This is a genomic window from Staphylococcus cohnii species complex 1663, assembly GCF_041008415.1.
In the GTDB taxonomy this organism is placed as follows: domain Bacteria; phylum Bacillota; class Bacilli; order Staphylococcales; family Staphylococcaceae; genus Staphylococcus; species Staphylococcus ureilyticus.
This window is the reverse complement of record NZ_JBFDVL010000005.1, coordinates 14,432-33,509: the sequence shown is the minus strand read 5'-3', so window position 1 is coordinate 33,509 and position 19,078 is coordinate 14,432. Positions and strand designations below refer to the sequence as shown.

21 protein-coding genes are annotated in these 19,078 nt (G+C 32.0%); 13 read left to right on the top strand and 8 right to left on the bottom strand.

Annotated features, from left to right (window positions below):
* Positions 1 to 307: 307 nt before the first annotated feature.
* Together AB1J10_RS07275 and AB1J10_RS07270 are read left to right on the top strand one after the other, a co-directional pair.
* Complete coding sequence (locus AB1J10_RS07275; RefSeq protein WP_046208585.1) at positions 308 to 508, top strand: hypothetical protein; 201 nt, start codon at positions 308 to 310, stop codon at positions 506 to 508.
* 131 nt (positions 509 to 639) lie between these two features.
* Positions 640 to 1,188, top strand: coding sequence for a GNAT family N-acetyltransferase (locus tag AB1J10_RS07270; protein ID WP_046208584.1), 549 nt, complete (start codon positions 640 to 642; stop codon positions 1,186 to 1,188).
* A gap of 109 nt (positions 1,189 to 1,297) precedes the next feature.
* Here AB1J10_RS07270 and AB1J10_RS07265 read toward each other — a convergent pair whose 3' ends face one another.
* Positions 1,298 to 1,489, bottom strand: a complete 192-nt coding sequence (locus AB1J10_RS07265) for a hypothetical protein (RefSeq protein ID WP_046208583.1) — start codon at positions 1,487 to 1,489, stop codon at positions 1,298 to 1,300.
* A 177-nt stretch (positions 1,490 to 1,666) separates the two neighbouring features.
* On the opposite strand from AB1J10_RS07265, the gene nucI reads away from it, so the two are divergent.
* Positions 1,667 to 2,200, top strand: coding sequence for a thermonuclease NucI (gene nucI, locus AB1J10_RS07260; protein WP_070037797.1), 534 nt, complete (start codon positions 1,667 to 1,669; stop codon positions 2,198 to 2,200).
* 236 nt (positions 2,201 to 2,436) lie between these two features.
* On the opposite strand, the gene AB1J10_RS07255 is transcribed toward nucI, so the two are convergent.
* Positions 2,437 to 3,300, bottom strand: a complete 864-nt coding sequence (locus AB1J10_RS07255; protein WP_046208581.1) for an NERD domain-containing protein — start codon at positions 3,298 to 3,300, stop codon at positions 2,437 to 2,439.
* Between the two features lie 283 nt (positions 3,301 to 3,583).
* Between AB1J10_RS07255 and AB1J10_RS07250 the strand changes: the two genes are divergently transcribed.
* On the top strand, positions 3,584 to 4,030 hold the full coding sequence (locus tag AB1J10_RS07250) for a hypothetical protein (protein ID WP_225309946.1): 447 nt from the start codon (positions 3,584 to 3,586) through the stop codon (positions 4,028 to 4,030).
* Between the two features lie 111 nt (positions 4,031 to 4,141).
* On the top strand, positions 4,142 to 4,735 hold the full coding sequence (locus tag AB1J10_RS07245; protein ID WP_046208579.1) for a hypothetical protein: 594 nt from the start codon (positions 4,142 to 4,144) through the stop codon (positions 4,733 to 4,735).
* Between the two features lie 96 nt (positions 4,736 to 4,831).
* Here the strand turns inward: AB1J10_RS07245 and AB1J10_RS07240 are convergent, their stop codons facing one another.
* A complete protein-coding gene (locus tag AB1J10_RS07240) occupies positions 4,832 to 6,199 on the bottom strand; it encodes an aspartate kinase (RefSeq protein ID WP_064209011.1) in 1,368 nt (455 codons plus the stop codon).
* 192 nt (positions 6,200 to 6,391) lie between these two features.
* Here AB1J10_RS07240 and AB1J10_RS07235 point away from each other — a divergent pair, with 192 nt between their 5' ends.
* From AB1J10_RS07235 to AB1J10_RS07220, 4 genes are read left to right on the top strand one after another with little or no spacing between them, the layout of a single operon-like run.
* Positions 6,392 to 7,675: a homoserine dehydrogenase gene (locus AB1J10_RS07235; RefSeq protein ID WP_369003073.1), complete on the top strand. Its 1,284-nt coding sequence runs from the start codon at positions 6,392 to 6,394 to the stop codon at positions 7,673 to 7,675.
* Between the two features lie 5 nt (positions 7,676 to 7,680).
* Positions 7,681 to 8,742, top strand: a complete 1,062-nt coding sequence (thrC, locus tag AB1J10_RS07230) for a threonine synthase (protein WP_070037793.1) — start codon at positions 7,681 to 7,683, stop codon at positions 8,740 to 8,742.
* Between the two features lies 1 nt (position 8,743).
* Positions 8,744 to 9,655, top strand: coding sequence for a homoserine kinase (gene thrB, locus AB1J10_RS07225; protein WP_070037790.1), 912 nt, complete (start codon positions 8,744 to 8,746; stop codon positions 9,653 to 9,655).
* A gap of 53 nt (positions 9,656 to 9,708) precedes the next feature.
* Positions 9,709 to 10,512: a Cof-type HAD-IIB family hydrolase gene (locus AB1J10_RS07220; protein WP_369003071.1), complete on the top strand. Its 804-nt coding sequence runs from the start codon at positions 9,709 to 9,711 to the stop codon at positions 10,510 to 10,512.
* A 272-nt stretch (positions 10,513 to 10,784) separates the two neighbouring features.
* On the opposite strand, the gene AB1J10_RS07215 is transcribed toward AB1J10_RS07220, so the two are convergent.
* Positions 10,785 to 11,099 (bottom strand): hypothetical protein, encoded by a 315-nt coding sequence (locus tag AB1J10_RS07215; RefSeq protein ID WP_046208573.1) that lies wholly within the window; start codon positions 11,097 to 11,099, stop codon positions 10,785 to 10,787.
* Between the two features lie 203 nt (positions 11,100 to 11,302).
* Positions 11,303 to 12,748: an amino acid permease gene (locus tag AB1J10_RS07210; RefSeq protein ID WP_046208572.1), complete on the bottom strand. Its 1,446-nt coding sequence runs from the start codon at positions 12,746 to 12,748 to the stop codon at positions 11,303 to 11,305.
* Positions 12,749 to 12,971: 223 nt separating this feature from the next.
* Here AB1J10_RS07210 and AB1J10_RS07205 point away from each other — a divergent pair, with 223 nt between their 5' ends.
* A complete protein-coding gene (locus tag AB1J10_RS07205) occupies positions 12,972 to 14,459 on the top strand; it encodes a catalase (protein ID WP_046208571.1) in 1,488 nt (495 codons plus the stop codon).
* 329 nt (positions 14,460 to 14,788) lie between these two features.
* Here the strand turns inward: AB1J10_RS07205 and AB1J10_RS07200 are convergent, their stop codons facing one another.
* A complete protein-coding gene (locus tag AB1J10_RS07200; protein ID WP_064209005.1) occupies positions 14,789 to 15,037 on the bottom strand; it encodes a hypothetical protein in 249 nt (82 codons plus the stop codon).
* Between the two features lie 350 nt (positions 15,038 to 15,387).
* The gene (rpmG, locus tag AB1J10_RS07195) at positions 15,388 to 15,537 is read right to left on the bottom strand and encodes a 50S ribosomal protein L33 (RefSeq protein ID WP_017724369.1); all 150 of its coding nucleotides are present in this window, start codon (positions 15,535 to 15,537) and stop codon (positions 15,388 to 15,390) included.
* A gap of 223 nt (positions 15,538 to 15,760) precedes the next feature.
* On the opposite strand from rpmG, the gene rpsN reads away from it, so the two are divergent.
* The 3 genes from rpsN (at position 15,761) to AB1J10_RS07180 (ending at position 18,236) form a co-directional block, all read left to right on the top strand.
* Positions 15,761 to 16,030, top strand: a complete 270-nt coding sequence (rpsN, locus tag AB1J10_RS07190) for a 30S ribosomal protein S14 (RefSeq protein ID WP_046208569.1) — start codon at positions 15,761 to 15,763, stop codon at positions 16,028 to 16,030.
* Between the two features lie 191 nt (positions 16,031 to 16,221).
* On the top strand, positions 16,222 to 17,199 hold the full coding sequence (gene guaC / locus AB1J10_RS07185) for a GMP reductase (protein WP_046208568.1): 978 nt from the start codon (positions 16,222 to 16,224) through the stop codon (positions 17,197 to 17,199).
* A gap of 20 nt (positions 17,200 to 17,219) precedes the next feature.
* A complete protein-coding gene (locus tag AB1J10_RS07180) occupies positions 17,220 to 18,236 on the top strand; it encodes a CAP-associated domain-containing protein (protein ID WP_046208567.1) in 1,017 nt (338 codons plus the stop codon).
* 188 nt (positions 18,237 to 18,424) lie between these two features.
* Here the strand turns inward: AB1J10_RS07180 and lexA are convergent, their stop codons facing one another.
* Positions 18,425 to 19,048, bottom strand: coding sequence for a transcriptional repressor LexA (lexA, locus tag AB1J10_RS07175; protein WP_064209003.1), 624 nt, complete (start codon positions 19,046 to 19,048; stop codon positions 18,425 to 18,427).
* Positions 19,049 to 19,078 lie beyond the last annotated feature (30 nt).

Below are 19,078 nucleotides of genomic sequence, written 5' to 3'. Positions count from 1 at the left end.
CTAAGCAAAAGGGGCAAACACTAGTTATACAAGCAATCCGAGTCACTTACTCATAAGTGATTTGGATTGCTTTTTTAAGCACCTATTTGTATTAATTAAAGCTTTTTGGGTGGAAATTGAGGACGATAAGCATTGTTTGAACTATTAAAGAATAAAAAAACTATGTAAAATATGTATGAAGTGATATAATTTTTGAAAATAAGATTAGGGGTTTTGAAAAAACATATCATATTTATAGTTTTTTAAGTAAAAATAACTTTTAATCTTATTAAAATGATTAAAAATAATTAAAAGGGGTTGTAGTTACATGCAAGAAGTAAAACTAAGTACATTAAAAGCGAGTTCCTTAAAAGAATTAGAAAGTAGCATAAATGCATATTTAAAAGATGAAGAAGTAGCGGATTATCAATTACTCAATTCAACCGTTCGTGAAGTAGAAGAGCGTGCTTTCTCAGCAAATGAAGAAGAGTTTCATGCTATATTAACATTTATAAAAGAAGTAGAGTAAATACAAGCGTTATCAGTTATAATGCAAGTAAGGTTCAGTGAATTGAAAACTATACTAATTGAGGTTGAGACGAACATCATGTCTCAACCTTTTTCTGATGACAAATGGCTTGTGAGTGAGAGGGTTAAGGTATGAAATATTTAAAAGTGCAGATGATAAGAGAAAATTTAGAAAGTATTCCACAGTATGAATTGCCTGTTGGATATAAAATTCGAAATTTTAAAATAGGAGAAGAAGTAAAATGGGCAAATTTAGAAATGAAAGTAAATGAATTTGATACTACAGATCAAGCATTGACACATTTTAACACTGAATTCGGACAAAATATGCATGAAATGGAACAAAGATGTTTGTTTCTTGAAAATCCTAAGGGTGAAGTCATAGGTACTACAACAGCATGGTATGGAAATTTAACAAGAGATAGTAAAATTTGCGGACGCATTCATTGGGTGGCGATACTCCCAGAGTATCAAGGTAAGCAATTGTCTAAACCTTTATTATCTGAAGCAATGAATCGCCTATCTCAATATCATAACCAAGCGTTTTTAACTTCTCAAACCACTAGTTATCAAGCGGTTAATATGTATCTAAATTATGGGTTTAGACCAATCCTTTCAAATGAAAAAGATTACGAAGCATGGACGTTATTAGAAAAAACATTAAACCGAGCGATTTTATAAATATAACTTCTAAAGTAAAACTTATTTTTTACTATATATAAAAATAACAATAACAATATTATGTTAACTTAAATAAAAAACTGCCGATTTAAACACTCGGCAGAAGGTACTATTTTTTCTTGTTTTTAGTTACAATCACTTGAATGAGAAAGACAATAAATCCAATAAAAAGGCCTAAAAATATTGCTACAACTGCAGATACAAGAGGTGGGAATTGATATTGGTACTGTAATATTAATCCCACTATGATTGCTATAACAATCGCAATAACTGTAATCATGTTCTCCTTAAATATACTCAAGTTGTTCACTCCTATCATCTTAGTATTATAGCACGATTTGTTAAGTGAGTTAAAATAAAGAACTATTATAGTTTCATTTGTTGTAAAAGCGTAATTTTTCTTTGGAATGAGCATCTTGACGTAAACTTTAATTTTCTATATGATAATTTGGTATATTCAAAAAAAGTGGGTGCAACAATGAAATCAACAAAGAAAATTACGACATTAATTATAAGTATAGTTGTACTAGGTGTACTGGCATTTCAGTTTATTAATGGTACTGGCCCTTTTTCATCCAATGATTCCAATAACAATCATACTGGACCAAAACAAACTGAGAAAGTACATGTAGCGCGTGTGGTTGATGGAGACACAATAGTAGCAAACAATAGTCAGCATGAACAAATTAAAGTAAGGTTGATAGGTGTAGACACGCCAGAGACTGTTAAACCAAATACACCTGTACAACCATATGGTAAGGAAGCATCTGATTTTTCAAAAGAACATTTAACCGATAAAGATGTCTTTTTAGAATATGATAAAGAAAAAGAAGATCGTTATGGGCGCACATTAGCATATGTATGGTTAGATAAAGAAACCATGTTCAATGAATTGTTAGTGAAAAAAGGATTGGCAAGAGAAAAATATTTTTCACCAAATGGAAAATATAGAGACTTATTCGAAAAAGCAGAACAGATGGCTAAAAGCAATAAAGAAAATATTTGGAGTTAAAAATTTCAAATGGCTTAAACGCAAATGAGGCTGGTACATAAATAACCATACTCAAAAAAGAGAGCTACCCTAATGGATTAGCTCTCTTTTATATTTAAATCTTTATGATTTTAACCGTGCTTGTTTGTCTGTGTTCAACTTTACTTAATCTAAGTTTGTATTCTTTCATTTAAATCACTTTCAGATATGTCGTCACGTAACAAAATCTCTATTGCAGCTTTTTAAATACCTTTTAATTAGTGAAAATGTGCAAGCAATTCATTGTATTGTGCCTCAGTTAATGATTCTTGAGCATTTACAATCGTCTCACCAATGACTTCTTTTAGTGAAGATTTGGATGAAACTGTTTCTACAAAATCTTGTCTTTCTGTAGGTCCATCAATTAAATTGACGCTGCCATCTGTAAAATAAACTAAACCAATATTTTGAATTCTGTGGTTTAATTGGTCTGCAATTCTATCTTCCAATGCTTTGGCATTTTTTGAAGACTGTTCATATGGATCATAGTTATAAAAGTCATAAATAATAGAATTATTTCTAATTCTTTCTACAAATGTGTATGTTGTTGGTCGTGTTGATTGAAATTGACTGTGGAATTGGTTTGCAATATAACGTCCAACCGTTTGATTTACTGTATCGCTTCCATTATTTTGTGTGTCATTTGTTGGGTCAACCGTGAAATGATAAAATGTTTTTTGCTTCCAGTTTTTCACATTGATATTAAATAATCCTTTTTCAGTAATGACGATGTAATCGAAAGCTCTAGCATATTCAAACAAAGGATGTTTCACTGCTAAATTTCCAGTTGTGATAATATCAAAAAATGAAATTGAACCTTCACTTCGATATTGATTTAATATGTCGTTTAAATCCTGTTTTGCTTTTCTTAATCCATGATGATGTGTATCATTATTTACATCTTTTTCAAGCATTTGATTTTTTAAATATGTGTTTTCACGCGTGATGATACTAATTTTATTTATTAACTGATCTTTTGCGTATGATTCAGTCTCAAGCTTATGATTCATCACTCTTCTTTCAATAATAATAACTAATAATAGTATTACAATAATTATTGCTAAAATAATCGGGAAAAACATTGGTATCATCCTAATCTAAATATTTTTAATAAACTATATTTTACTCTTTTATTTATATTAGTACAAATACAACTAACTAATAAGTTCAATATTAGTATAATCATATTTTTTAATTATAAGCAATTCCTACTTAATATATAATAGAGCGATTTGATTTATTATAGAAATTAATGAATTAAAAAACATATATGCCTATTAAATAAGTGCTAAATCGGGTAATACATATATTATCAATGAAACTAAGTATTGAAAAGTCTGTTTGGAGGACATTGAATTGACGACTATGAAAAAATATATCAACTACATAATAGAAAATATAAATAATGAAGATGTTATTGCATTCGATAATCATCCAGTTAATTATCAAATTCTTGACGAATTATATGATGCTAATCTTAAAATTTCAGTGATTACTTTTTCAACAGATATCATTAAATATGTCGCAAGATACACTGATTTTAATATCATAATGCCGAATGGAAAAGTAGACAATGCACTACATATTATTACTGGTTCGGAAGTGATCCAAACATTTGCGAGATACCGCATTCGTTACTATTTTGCAACTGCACCTTACATGGTAGATAAGGCGCTGTACCAAACATTGCCAGAAATTGCTGAAATTCAGTTGGCTTTATACCATAGTTCAGAAGTATTATTTATTGTTAACAGACCGAGCATTTTGAACCAACAAAATCGACAAGACTATAGCTATATTGGCAAGTTTTAAATAAAAATGTGTTTAAGTTCACATTTTTGTGCTTTTCACATTGAAAAATACGACAACAAATAATATAATAATTATTAATGGAAACGCTTACTTTTGATAGGAGGTACAGATTTGGCAGTTAGTAATAATAAGAATATTAAAGAAGTTGTAAAAAATTTAACTGAAAATGTACCTGAACTGTTTAAATATAATGGTGAAGTCGCAAAACAACTCTTTCTTCATGATGAGTTTAATTTAGACGATAAGGTTGATATTAGTGTCGAAAGAAAATATCTAGGTGAAGTTTTAAAGTTTATACCTAAAGATAATACGATTGTGTTACATGACGGTACAAATACTACTACTGATTTTTCAAAGTTAAAATTTGCAGATGTTACTCACGCAAATATTTATATAAATGATGAGTTAATCATGACAATCATCGTTTATGACGTAGAAAATGATGAATGGATGTTTAGATGGAATCACAATATTCGATTACCTGAAAAGCATATTTATTTTCATTCTATCAAATGGGATGTAGATTATATTAAACCTGAAATTGTGTTAATGTATGAATTATTAGATCCGATTGATTATCATCAATTACCGAATTATAGAAGCGTAATTGATTCATTAAGTTATTATCAATTTGTTATTTTACGCTTAGTAGTCGGAGATGAACGTATTAACCAAGCACTTATATCTGAAAAAAAAGCAATTTAAAAACCCTTCAAATCATTCAATAGTATTCATTAACTTTCAAATGAGTCTATACGATTTGAAGGATTTTTTTATAGACATAAATTTTTGAATTATTATTTAAATATTCAAACAATTTTTAGTGTAACAATATTCATAAGTCGCATTGACAGCTTTCTCGGCATCTGTCACATCGATACCAAACATCATAGAAATTTCTGAGGCGCCTTGGTTCATCATTTTTAAGTTGATATTTGATTCTGCAAGTGCATGCGTAATTGTGCTAGCTGTGCCAACGATTCTATGCATGCCTTCACCAACTACCATTAAAATTGCCAAATCATGTTCAATGCTTAACTCATCTACATCACAATTTTTACGTATATCATTAAGTACTTGTTCCTCTTTGTTTTGTATCTCTTTAGAGCGCATGATGATACTAATGTTATCTATACCTGATGGCATATGATCAAATGAAATATTATAGTCTTCTAGTACAGCTAATATTTTACGTGTAAAACCAACTTGTCTATTCATAAGGTATTTTTTAATATTTAATACTGTGAAATCTTTGTCACAGCTAATACCACTTACAACACTATTTGAATCAATTTCTCTATCATGTCTAATATAGGTGCCTATATCATTAGGTCTATTTGTATTTTTTATAACGACAGGAATTCTATCTTTGTGTAATGGTTGTAACGCTTCATCATGGAATACACCAAAACCAGCATAAGACAACTCACGCATTTCACGATAGGTAATTTCATTTATGACTTCAGGGTTTTTAACAATAGAAGGGTTGGCTCTAAAAATGCCTGAAACATCTGTAAAGTTTTCATATAAATCCGCTCTCACACCTCTTGCTACTATGGCTCCTGTTATATCTGAACCACCACGAGGAAATGTGACCACGTAATTTTGTCTTGAAATACCAAAAAATCCAGGAATGATTAACTTTTCTTCAAATGACCGTAATTTATACAGTGCTTCATATGATTGATTTAAGATTTGCGCATTTTGAGGTAAATCTGTAACGGTAATACCAGCTTCTCCAGGTGAAATGTAGCGCGTTGGAATGCCTTGGCTGTTATTATATTCTGCAATAATTTGAGCATTAAAATCCTCGCCACATGAAAGTAGAGCATCAAGTAGTCTTGATGGTTTTTTCCTCAATGTTGCTATGTAATTTTCTAAAGTCTCATCAATTGTTTTTAAAAGTGTGTCGCTCATATTGAGTTCGTTAATAATATCCTTGTAGCGTTGAATAATTTCCTCTTTTTTAGAAGTGTAGTCCAATCGTTCTATTACTTTTTCGTAAAGTCGAATTAATAAATCAGTGGTTTTTACATCATCTTTATCGCGCTTTCCTGGAGCTGAAACAACTACAATTTTACGAGCTTCATCTGAATTAACAATATCTAATACTTTTTTAATTTGCTCTGCATTGGAAACAGAGCTTCCTCCGAATTTAGTTACTTTCATAATGTTATACAACCTTTCTAAAAAATCAGAAAATTTAGTTTAGTTTTTATCACAGGAGTGATAATATATATATACGTTTTAAATATACATAGACTTTACAAAAATAATGAATGAATTTATACTATACCATATTCAAGTATTTTTCAACTGTACAATTGTATTTTTTAGATAAACAAACGGAGGAATGAAGACATGAAAGAATTAAATGTAGCACTACTTGGTTTAGGAACAGTAGGTTCTGGTGTAGTAAAAATAATAGAAGAAAATAGAGAACAAATTAGAGAAACGATGAATAAAGATATTAATATTAGACATATATTAGTACGTGACAAGTCTAGAAAACGGCCTATTAACACATCAAAATATAACTTAACAGAAGATATAGAAGATATATTTAATGATGACTCAATAGATATTATCGTCGAAGTGCTCGGAGGCGTTGAACCTACAGTAGAATGGTTAAAACGCGCATTGAGTGAGCAAAAACATGTGATTACAGCAAATAAAGATTTGTTAGCTGAAAACTTACGAGAGTTAGAACATTTAGCGCAAGAAAATGACGTTGCTTTAAAATATGAAGCTAGTGTTGCAGGCGGTATTCCTATTGTAAATGCGATAAACAATGGTTTAAATGCTAATAATATAAGTAAATTTATGGGGATTTTAAATGGTACATCTAACTTTATTTTAAGTAAGATGACTCAAGAAGAGACATCATTTGAAGAAGCTTTGGCAGAAGCACAACGTCTAGGGTTTGCAGAAGCGGATCCAACTGATGATGTTGAAGGTGTTGATGCAGCACGAAAAGTCGTCATTACCTCGTATTTATCGTTTAACCAAGTAATTAATTTAGATGAAGTTGATAGATATGGCATTAGCGATGTTACGCTACCAGATATTAAAGTAGCTGATAAACTTGGCTATAAGATAAAATTGATAGGTAAAGGTACATATGAAAATGCTCAGGTCAATGCATCTGTTGCACCAACTTTGATTGATAAAAGCCATCAGTTAGCGTCTGTTGAAGATGAATTTAACGCGATTTATGTTATTGGTGACGCTGTTGGAGAAACAATGTTTTATGGTAAAGGTGCGGGTAGTTTAGCAACAGGAAGTGCTGTTGTCAGTGATTTATTAAATGTAACATTTAATTTTGATACTAATTTACATACGTTACCCCCGCATTTTGAATTAAAAACAGAAGAAACCAAAGAAATGATGAATGATGAAGAAGATACGATTGTTATTAAAGGTAAGGAAAGTTATTATGTTGTAGTCCAAACAGATGGGGAAGATGTAAAACAAGTTGAAACCTTGTTAAAAGGCGAATTACCTGTTCATAAATCATTAGTAGTGGCTGAACGTGATGCACATACTGCAGGTGTGGTTATTATAGGTATTGATGAATCACCGATAGTAACGATTCAAGAATCAGGCTATGTAGTACAGAAAATATACCCAGTTGAAGGAGTTTAATGTTTATGAAAAATTGGCAAGGACTTGTAGAAGAATTTAAAGCATATTTACCAGTGACAGCTGATACACCAAAAGTAAGTTTAAATGAAGGTCATACGCCTTTGATATATTGCGAGAATATGTCTGAAATGCTTGGTATTGAATTACATGTTAAGTATGAAGGTGCAAATCCAACAGGTTCATTTAAAGATAGAGGCATGGTAATGGCAATGGCAAAAGCTAAAGAAGAAGGCAAGAAAATTGTGATTTGTGCTTCAACTGGCAATACGTCAGCCTCTGCAGCAGCGTATGCTGCGAGAGCAGGCTTAAAAGCGATTGTCGTTATTCCAGAAGGGAAAATAGCTTTAGGTAAATTGTCACAAGCAGTTATGTACGGTGCAGAAATTGTTTCTATAGAAGGCAATTTTGATGAAGCGCTTGAAATTGTACAAGAAGTGGCTAAAAATGGTGAAATCGCGCTTGTGAACTCTGTTAATCCTTATCGTATTGAAGGTCAAAAAACAAGCGCTTTTGAAGTAATTCAACAGCTGAATGGCCAAGCACCAGATATATTATCGATTCCGGTTGGAAATGCTGGTAATATTTCAGCATATTGGAAAGGATTTAAAGAGTATCATGACGTAAATGATACACAACTTCCTCATTTATACGGGTTCCAAGCTGAAGGTGCATCACCAATCGTTCAAAATAAAGTAGTGAAGAATCCAGATACGGTAGCTACTGCAATTAGAATTGGTAACCCAGCAAGTTGGGATAAAGCTAATCATGCCCTAAAAGAATCACAAGGCCTCATTGATAGTGTATCAGACGAAGAAATTTTAGAAGCATACCAATTGATGGCTCAAAAAGAAGGTATATTTAGTGAACCTGCAAGTAATGCCTCTATTGCTGGTTTGATTAAGTTACATCGTGCTGGTAAGTTACCTAAGGGTAAACGCGTAGTGTCAGTATTGACTGGTAATGGCTTAAAAGATCCAGATACAGCTATTTCATTATTAGATAACCCAATTAAGCCACTACCAAATGATAGAGAAAGCATTTTAGAATATATTAAAGGAGCACTTTAGTATGAGTGTACACTTACATTTAAAAATACCGGCATCTACTGCTAATTTAGGTGTCGGGTTTGATTCTATTGGAATGGCATTAAATAAATTTTTGTATCTTGATGTGCGTATCAATAATAGCAATAGATGGTCATTTAAACATATAGGCCCTAATGTTGAATCATTACCAACAGATGAAACACACTATATTTATCAAATTGCACAGCAAGTAGCCAATAAATATGATGTGACTTTACCGTCCCTATCTATTGAAATGAGAAGTGAAATCCCGTTAGCAAGAGGCTTAGGTTCCTCTGCTTCTGCACTCGTAGGTGGATTATACATAGCGAATTATTTTGGTGATATAGAGCTTTCTAAATATGAATTATTGCAGTTGGCAACTGAATTTGAAGGACATCCTGATAATGTGGCACCCACGATTTATGGTGGGCTTGTCTTAGGATATTATAATCCTGAAACAAAAGTGACGGATGTATCATATATTGACCCGCCAAAAGCTGATATTATCATTACAATACCATCAAATGAATTGAGTACAACGCTTTCAAGGAATGTCTTGCCGGAAACATTCTCGCATAAAAACGCTGTTAGAAATAGTGCAATCAGTAATACGATGATTAGTGCTTTAATACAACAGAATTATGAATTGGCAGGCAAAATGATGGAACAAGATGGTTTTCATGAACCATATCGCCAACATCTAATCCCAGAATTTCAAACGATTAAACAGATTGCAAAACAATATAAATCTTATGCTACTGTTATTAGTGGTGCAGGCCCAACTGTATTAACTTTGATCGCACCAGAACGAAGCGGCGAACTAGTAAGAGAATTGAAACGTGAATTTACGAATTGTCGATCAGAACTCGTTACAGTCAATATCACAGGTGTTGAATCTGAAGTAGTATATTAGCTTGATTGATTTGTTATAATATAGTTTTGTAGATGTTGAAAGGAGATTATAAGATGGGATATAAATTAATAGTGATGGATATGGATGATACATTAATGACTTCGGATAACGAAGTTAGCGCTGAAACAGCCAAGTATTTAATGAATATCCAAGCGCAAGGTTATAAAGTTGTACTTGCTTCAGGTCGACCAACAGATGGTATGATGCCTACAGCAAAACATTTGAAATTAGACCAATATAAAAGTTATGTCATAAGTTATAATGGTGGGAAAACGGTTAACGTTTCTGATGAAAAAGCGGAAGTGAGTCGCACTGTATCAAAATCTGATTTTGATAGTATTGTTGATTTTTGTAGAGCACATAGCTTGTTTGTTTTAACTTATCAAGATGGTTATATCCTCTATGAGGGTGAGCATGAATATATGAACATTGAATCAGAACTCACAGACCTGCCAATGAAACAGGTAGATGATTTAAAAGCATATATTCAACAAGATGTACCTAAAGTTATGGGCATTGATTATGTTCCAAATATTACAAGTATTAGAAATAATTTAGATGGTCATTTTAATGAAAATATCGATGTTACTACAAGTAAACCGTTTTTCTTAGAATTTATGGCTCAAGGTGTATCGAAAGGAAATGCGATTACCGAGTTGTGTCAAAAATTAGATATAAACTTATCTCAAGTTATTGGTTTTGGTGATAGTTCGAATGATATATCGATGTTAAAAGTAGTTGGTAAAGCTGTTGCTATGGGTAATGCAAATGATGATGTCAAAGCTGTTGCTGATGAAGTTACTTTAACAAATGATAATGATGGTATTCCACATACTCTAAAATCTTTACTCAATTAAAATGTTGTATTGTGTCATTGATTGATAGTCTTATTCAAAACCTCATTCTGAATATAGATGAAAGTGGGGCACAAATCTAAAAAAGCACTCAGATGAATTGAATTATATCATCTGAGTGCTTCATTTATTTAATACTTCCTATTATTGACTCGCCTTTTGAATGATAGCTTTAACCTGTAGTCTTCAGCTTGTCCTGTTCCCTCAAGCGTTTCACTAAAATACGTCACATTTGTCCAAGAATTTTATATCTCAGACTCATCTTAAGTAAGTACTTATTTTGCAGTATGTGTCCATTCATTTTTACCTCGATGTCTTTTAACATGCGCATAGACATTATCTGCTGCATAATTTAAATTGGTATAAACCGTAATTGAAAACGCTGATTGATTGTCTTCAAATGCTTCTTCTGAAAATAGTTCTTTAAGATGGCTAAAAAGACTTTCCATTTGTGAGTGATCTAAACTTGGGTACTCTCTTAATGTGCGTTTGATTAGTTGATCATGTCTTTCTTCAAGTGATTGTACAACAATAACGAAACGTTCATCAGTTTCTAAAATATCGTCAAATAGGTTTGTTTGTCCAATCATAATTTCCACCTCTAAGTCATTAAATTATTAACTTCATTATACCCTAATTTTGACTATCTGAAAATATGATATGTTTTTAATTATTATAAAATCTCATGATAAAGGTTTATTTTAGAATAGGTAGGTAATAAATAACTGTAAGGTTTTTAATATTAAAAAAGCACTGCAAAAAGTATCTTAAAATACTGTTGCAGTGCAGTTCATTAATTATAATCATGTTCTTTTAAATCAATATCTTCGAGTTTAACAATTTTAGTTTGTCGCAATAATTTATGGACAAAATATATGATGGCTAAAATGATCATTGGCGATAGGTTTCTAATTAAGACACTTATGTCGCCTGCTAAAATTGCACCAATTGAATTACCTATGAATAAGAATAATAACGCAATGATAACTATGATTGGCCCTAAAGGATAAAAGGGAGCTTTATAAGGTAGTACTTCATCAGGGTTCTTGTTTTGTTTTTTTATCGCAGACCGCAGTCGGATTTGTGCTACGATACTAGAAGCCCAAACAACGATGACTAAAGAACCAATAATATTTAATAATGAAAAGACGATATCTGATTTAAACTGAGCGATTATAATTATTAATAAAACGATCATAAAAGTTACGAACAATGATACTAAAGGTAACTTTGTAGTTTTATTTAATTTACTCAAAAATCTAGGTGCTTGTTTATCTTCAGCCATTGAGAACAACATTCTACTTGTAGTATAAATACCTGAGTTTGCGGCAGATAATAATGAAGTTAAAATAACAGCATTAATAACAGATGCAGCAAATGCAATACCTACACGATCAAAAACGATTGTAAAAGGACTCTGTGAGACAGATTCACTTTTGTTTAATAACAATGGATCTGTGTAAGGAATGATTGCTGAAATAACGGCGATTGATAAAACATAGAACAATAATATTCTCCAAAATACTTGTTTAATTGCTTTTGGCATGGATTGACTTGGATTTGAAGATTCTCCAGCTGTTACGGCTACGACTTCAGTACCGCCGACAGAGAATCCAGCGACAAGTAAAACACCCAGGAAGCCAGAGATACCTCCTACAAAAGGAGCTTCTCCTGTTACGTAGTTACCTAAACCATATGTCTTTCCACCTAAGATACCAATAATCGTTAATACACCAATAACGATGAAAATAATTATTGTTGCAACTTTGATAAGAGATAACCAGAACTCTGTTTCACCAAAAGCTTTTACAGAAAAAATATTAAGTAAGAAAAGTATAGCAAGGAAGATAATACTCCAAGTAACTGGGCTGAAAAATTGGAAGAAATCCCAATAATAAATTACACTTGAAGAAATAATAATATCAACACTTGTAACTAATAGCCAAATTGCCCAATATAGCCACCCCATGGTGAACCCTAGGGAACTATCAACAAAACGGGTTGAATAAGAACTAAAAGAACCAGATACAGGGTAAAAGGTAGCAAGTTCACCAATTGAAGACATTAAGAAATATAACATTACACCAATAATCAAGTAAGCTAATATTGCACCACCTGGTCCAGCTTGTGATATTACACTTCCAGTAGCTACAAACAAGCCTGTGCCAATTGCACCGCCAATTGCTATCATAGAAATGTGTCTTGAATTTAGACCACGATTCATATTGTTTTGTGCCATAATACAGTCTCCTATAGTCTATTGAATTTTAAATATATTCTTCATTTTAATGGTTTTATGATTTAAGAGCAATGCTTTTTATGACTTTAAAGCCATAAAATGTTCAAATATTTTGAAAATTGTTATTTATACATGTATTGTGAGTTGCTTTTACAAATATTATAGATTAAAATAAGTACTAGGTAATAATTATTATTAATAAGAAAAAAGCGGGGGAAATATTATGAGTAACAAGAAAAAATTGACGAGCTTATTTGGCGCACCAGTTTCAGATAGAGAAAATAGTATGACAGCAGGCCCTAGAGGTCCATTATTAATGCAAGATTGGTACTTTTTAGAGCAAATGGCTCATTTTGATAGAGAAGTCATACCTGAAAGACGTATGCATGCAAAAGGTTCAGGTGCATTTGGTACATTTACAGTTACAAATGATATTACACAATATACATCAGCAAGCATTTTTTCTGAAGTTGGTAAACAGACGGAAATGTTTGCACGTTTTTCAACTGTAGCAGGTGAAAGAGGTGCGGCTGATGCTGAACGTGATATCCGTGGATTTGCGTTGAAATTTTATACAGATGAAGGAAACTGGGATTTAGTAGGAAACAACACACCAGTATTCTTCTTTAGAGATCCAAAATTATTTGCAAGTCTAAACCACGCTGTAAAACGTGACCCAAGAACAAATATGAGAAGCGCACAAAACAACTGGGATTTCTGGACATCATTGCCTGAAGCATTGCACCAAGTCACAATCTTAATGTCAGACCGTGGTATTCCTAAAGGCTTTAGACATATGCACGGCTTTGGTTCACACACGTACTCAATGTATAACGACAAAGGTGAACGTGTATGGGTAAAATTCCATCACAGAACACAACAAGGTATTGAAAACTTACAACCTGATGAAGCTGCTAATATCATTGCTCATGATAGAGAATCATCACAACGTGATTTATTTGAAGCAATTGAGAATAAAGATTATCCAAAATGGAAATTATATATACAAGTAATGACAGAAGAACAAGCTAGAAATCATAAAGATAATCCATTTGATTTAACTAAAGTTTGGTATAAAGGCGATTACCCACTTATTGAAGTTGGGGAATGGGAACTTAACCGTAATCCAGATAACTATTTCCAAGATGTTGAACAGGCTGCTTTTGCACCAACAAATATTGTACCTGGTATAGATTTCTCTCCAGACAGAATGTTACAAGGTAGATTATTCTCATACGGTGATGCGCAACGTTATAGATTAGGTGTGAACCATTGGCAAATCCCAGTTAACCAACCTAAAGGTGTAGGCATTGAAAATATTTGCCCATTCAGTCGTGATGGTCAAATGAGAATTCTTGATAATAATCAAGGTGGCGGTACACACTACTATCCAAATAGTGATGGCTCATTTGAAGATCAACCTGAATTTAAAAAACCTGGGCTTAAAGTTGAAGGAGAAGCGTATGAATATGATTTCAGAGAAGACGATGATAACTACTTCGAACAACCAGGTCGTTTATTCAGATTACAATCAAAAGAACAACAAGAACGTATTTTTGAAAATACAGCCAATGAAATGCAAGGTACTACTTTAGAGGTACAACATCGTCATATTCGTCACTGCTATAAAGCGGATAGCGAGTATGGTAAAGGTGTTGCGAAAGCACTAGGCATTGACATTAATGATGTAGACCTAGAAATTGCAGATTAATAAGTGTATTTTGTTATACACGCATAACCATGTTCTATTCGCGTATAGAATGATATGAAAACAGTTCATTTATTCTAAATATTTGAGTTATCTGTAATGCGTATATGATATTAAACGGATGATTTTTTACTTTATATTGTAAAAAATCATCCGTTTTTATATTTCGTGCTGAAGTATTAAGTATGGTTTAGTTTTTAAGTTGTTCCATTTATAAAAATAGCTTACAAAGTTGGAGAATTGTAAGCTATTAAAGAATTGTTTAATTAACGCTAACAACTTAATGTTCGACTGAATGATACCTAATTTTATAACACAGTTATTAAAAATCTTTACCGTGTTTTTATACCTAAGAAGTTTTGTGAATAGAAATGCATTTTCCCACAATTATTACACAATAAAGTTATCATAGGTGTTGGATCATTTCCTAAAGAAGCTGTTAACAATGGTAGAAAATAATGTCCATCTAATATTTCAATATTTGGATGTTCACAGTTACATACGCTTTTATCTTTTGTTTTCTCCGTTATTGAATTGATTATGTGCTTTTTTTGATTTTCAGTAATATGACGATTTTCCATATAAAATGCCTCCATATATTTTAATATACGATCTCATTATAAGGCTTGGGGACCATGATTAATAGACGCTTAACTTATTTAAAAGTGTTAATTAAACACTTTATTGTTAAATAACTATTAAATTTGGTAAATAAATTATAATTTGTAATAAGCGATAGTAAATTTGTGTATCTAAAGTTTTTAAATCACCATTTTTTCAATGAATATTGAAACTTAAAAAATGACTATATAATAAAAAACGTCAATTCTATTGTAATGAAATAGAATTGACGTTTACGCTAAGTCCGAGATGTCTTACCCCAGACAATTAGCTTGAAGTGTCGTATTAAAAAGATAATGAAAGCACAGAATTATTTTGTTTCACGATGTAAAGTGTATTTATTTAATCGTGGACAGAATTTTTTAAGTTCAATTCGTTCTGGATTATTACGCTTGTTTTTAGTGCTAATATAATTACGATCACCACATTCAGTACAAGCTAATGTTATATTTACGCGCAAAGTTAACACCTCTTTCTTAACAGGAATCATTACGTTTTAAAATATTACCATATTCTATTATTAATTTCAATAAGATTTAATTTTGAAAAGTGTATAGTTAATTATATTTTAAATTGATAATCATTATTTGGATTTTAATCATTTAATTATTTTAGTTTGATAAATGAGGAGAATGTGTTATTATACAAAACGTAATTATTACGATTTAAAAGGAGAGAATATTATGGCTAAAAAATCCAAAATTGCTAAGGAACAAAAGAGAGAACGCTTAGTAGCACAATATTACGAATTGAGAAAAGCATTGAAAGAGCAAGGAGATTATGAAGCATTACGCAAATTACCTAGAGATGCTTCACCGACAAGACTGACACGCAGATGCAAAGTAACTGGCCGTCCAAGAGGGGTGCTCAGAAAGTTTGAAATGTCACGTATTGCATTTAGAGAACATGCGCATAAAGGTCAAATACCAGGCGTAAAAAAATCAAGTTGGTAATTTCAGACTTTAGTTCATTTACATTTAAGGTAAAAGCATGTATATTAACTATTGGTAAAGATAAATTAAATGTCATTGTTCGGAAATAACTATCGTATGTATAAGTATTTTCAGTTATAGTTATGAATTTCATTTGAAAATCTTACCTTTAAATACTATTTTATTAATAAATGTTAGGGGTTTATTTAATTATGAAGATATTTGATTACGAAGATATACAGCTTATTCCAAATAAATGTATTGTAAATAGTCGTTCAGAATGTGATACTACTGTGAAATTTGGACCAAAATCATTTAAATTGCCAGTGGTACCTGCAAACATGCAAACAGTAATGAATGAGACGTTAGCAGAATGGTTCGCTGAAAATGATTACTTCTATATTATGCATAGATTTGATGAAGAAGCGCGTATACCATTTGTTAAGAAAATGCATGATAAAGGATTATTTGCTTCAATCTCAGTTGGTATCAAAGAGCGTGAATTTGATTTTGTTGAAAAATTAGCACATGATAATGTGATTCCTGAATATATAACAATTGATATCGCCCATGGTCATTCAGATGCTGTCATTAATATGATTAAACATATTAAAAAGCACATACCTGAAGCATTTGTTATCGCTGGTAACGTTGGTACTCCGGAAGGCGTACGTGAACTGGAAAATGCTGGTGCAGACGCAACTAAGGTTGGTATTGGACCAGGTCGTGTTTGTATTACAAAAATTAAAACAGGTTTTGGCACAGGTGGTTGGCAATTAGCCGCGTTGAACCATTGTAGTAAAGCTGCACGAAAACCAATAATAGCTGACGGAGGAATCAGAACTCACGGTGATATTGCTAAATCAATTCGTTTTGGTGCATCAATGGTTATGGTAGGATCACTGTTTGCTGCACATGAAGAATCACCTGGTGAAACCGTTGAATTAGATGGAAAAATGTATAAAGAATATTTTGGTAGTGCGTCAGAATTCCAAAAAGGTGAACACAAAAATGTTGAAGGTAAAAAAATGTTTGTTGAGCATAAAGGTTTATTGAAAGACACATTAATTGAAATGCAACAAGATTTACAAAGTTCTATTTCATATGCAGGTGGCAATGATTTAAATTCATTAACTAAAGTGGATTATGTTATAGTAAGAAACTCAATCTTTAATGGAGATAGAGACTAATAAACTAGTGGGTGTAAAAAATTAAACGATTTTTATTATATGTAATTGTATTTCTTTGTATTGTTTTAATTACTCCAATCAAAGCATTTACACCTTTAGAAAATTTACAGCAACAATTTAAAGCAAAAGTAGATAGTTGGTCTTCTTCTGAACAGTCACAAACTGAAAATGCTTTAAAAGTACCTGATGAGCAAGAATTTGCTTTGAATAACATTCAAATGAATATGTCAAAGGATGAAGTTGAAACAAAATTGGGTAAGGCAAAACGTGTTACTTCAAATGAATATGGTACGCAATGGTATACTTACTATTCGGAGAATTATAAGCGTTTTATTATGGTAAGTTATATTAAAGGTAAAGTGAACGGACTATACAGTAATCAAAATGTTATTTCTTCAAAATCTAAAATCAAATACAATACTCCTAAAAATATAGTTAGAGAACGATTAGGTGATCCGATAACTGCAAAACGCAAAGGTCATTTAAGTATAGACGTTCGCGATAATGAATTTGACAATTTTAAAAAAGACAACATTTACACAACTGCTTTTTATGACAAACATAATGACAATAATCTTACTGCGCTACTATTAGTAAGTGAAAAAATGGAGAATAGACTTCAAAATCAATATGCAACACCATCGCGTAATTTAGCAAAAGGTTTTGAACTGCAAAACCTTGATTTGGTCAATGCTGAAAGAGTACAACATGGGTTAAATACGTTAGATTATTCGACGGCTATCTCTGATACAGCACGTAAACACAGCACTGATATGGCTGAGAATAATTATTTTGACCATAATAATCAATCTGGTGATTCACCATTTGATAGATTAGAACAAGATGGCCATGATTTTAATGCAGCTGGCGAGAATTTAGCTTATGGTCAACCAAGTAGTATATATGCTCATCAAGGATTGATGAACTCTTTAGGCCATAGAAAAAATATCCTTAAAGATGAATTTAGTACGTTAGGTGTCGGAGTTGATTTTAATGAACACAAACAACCTTATTGGACTGAAAATTATACGGGATAGTGTTTATACATTGTTGAAAAGGGTATCTGTATTCTGTGAGGATGAGGTATTATGACAACAAATAAAAAAGATCAAACAGAAGATATACTAGAAAAAGTAAAAGATGTTTTAGAAAAAAATGACAATAAATAAGAGGCTACGCTTAGAGCGTAGCCTCTTATTTATTGAGAGTGTCTTTATCTATAAAATTAAATTTCTCTAAATAGGCCGACAACTTTACCCAACACAGCAACTTGATCTAAATAGATTGGCGACATTGTACTGTTTTCCGGCTGTAAACGGTAACGTGTTTTTTCTTTGTAAAAACGTTTGACTGTAGCTTCATTCTCTTCTGTCATGGCTACAATAATATCACCATTTTCAGCAATCGTTTGGCTTCTTACGATAACTTTATCTCCATCCAATATTCCAGCTTCAATCATGCTATCACCAACAACATTTAAGATGAAAATATCACTGTTATGTGTAGATGTAAAGTGCTCAGGTAACGGAAAATACTCTTCAACATTTTCGACAGCAGTGATAGGTATACCTGCTGTTACTTTACCGATGACTGGCACGTGGATTGTGGATTCCATGTTTACAGTTTCACCTAATTGTTCGGTAACGATTTCGATTGCACGTGGTTTAGTTGGATCTCTTTTTATATAACCCTTTTCTTCTAATCTAGAAAGATGTCCGTGCACAGTTGAACTTGATGCTAAACCAACAGCTTCACCAATCTCTCGAACACTTGGCGGATAACCCTTTGAATGAACAGTATGCTTAATATATTCAAAAATTTCATTTTGTCGCTTAGTTAATTCTCTCATAATAGGCACTCCCTACGTTAATTTATTTTT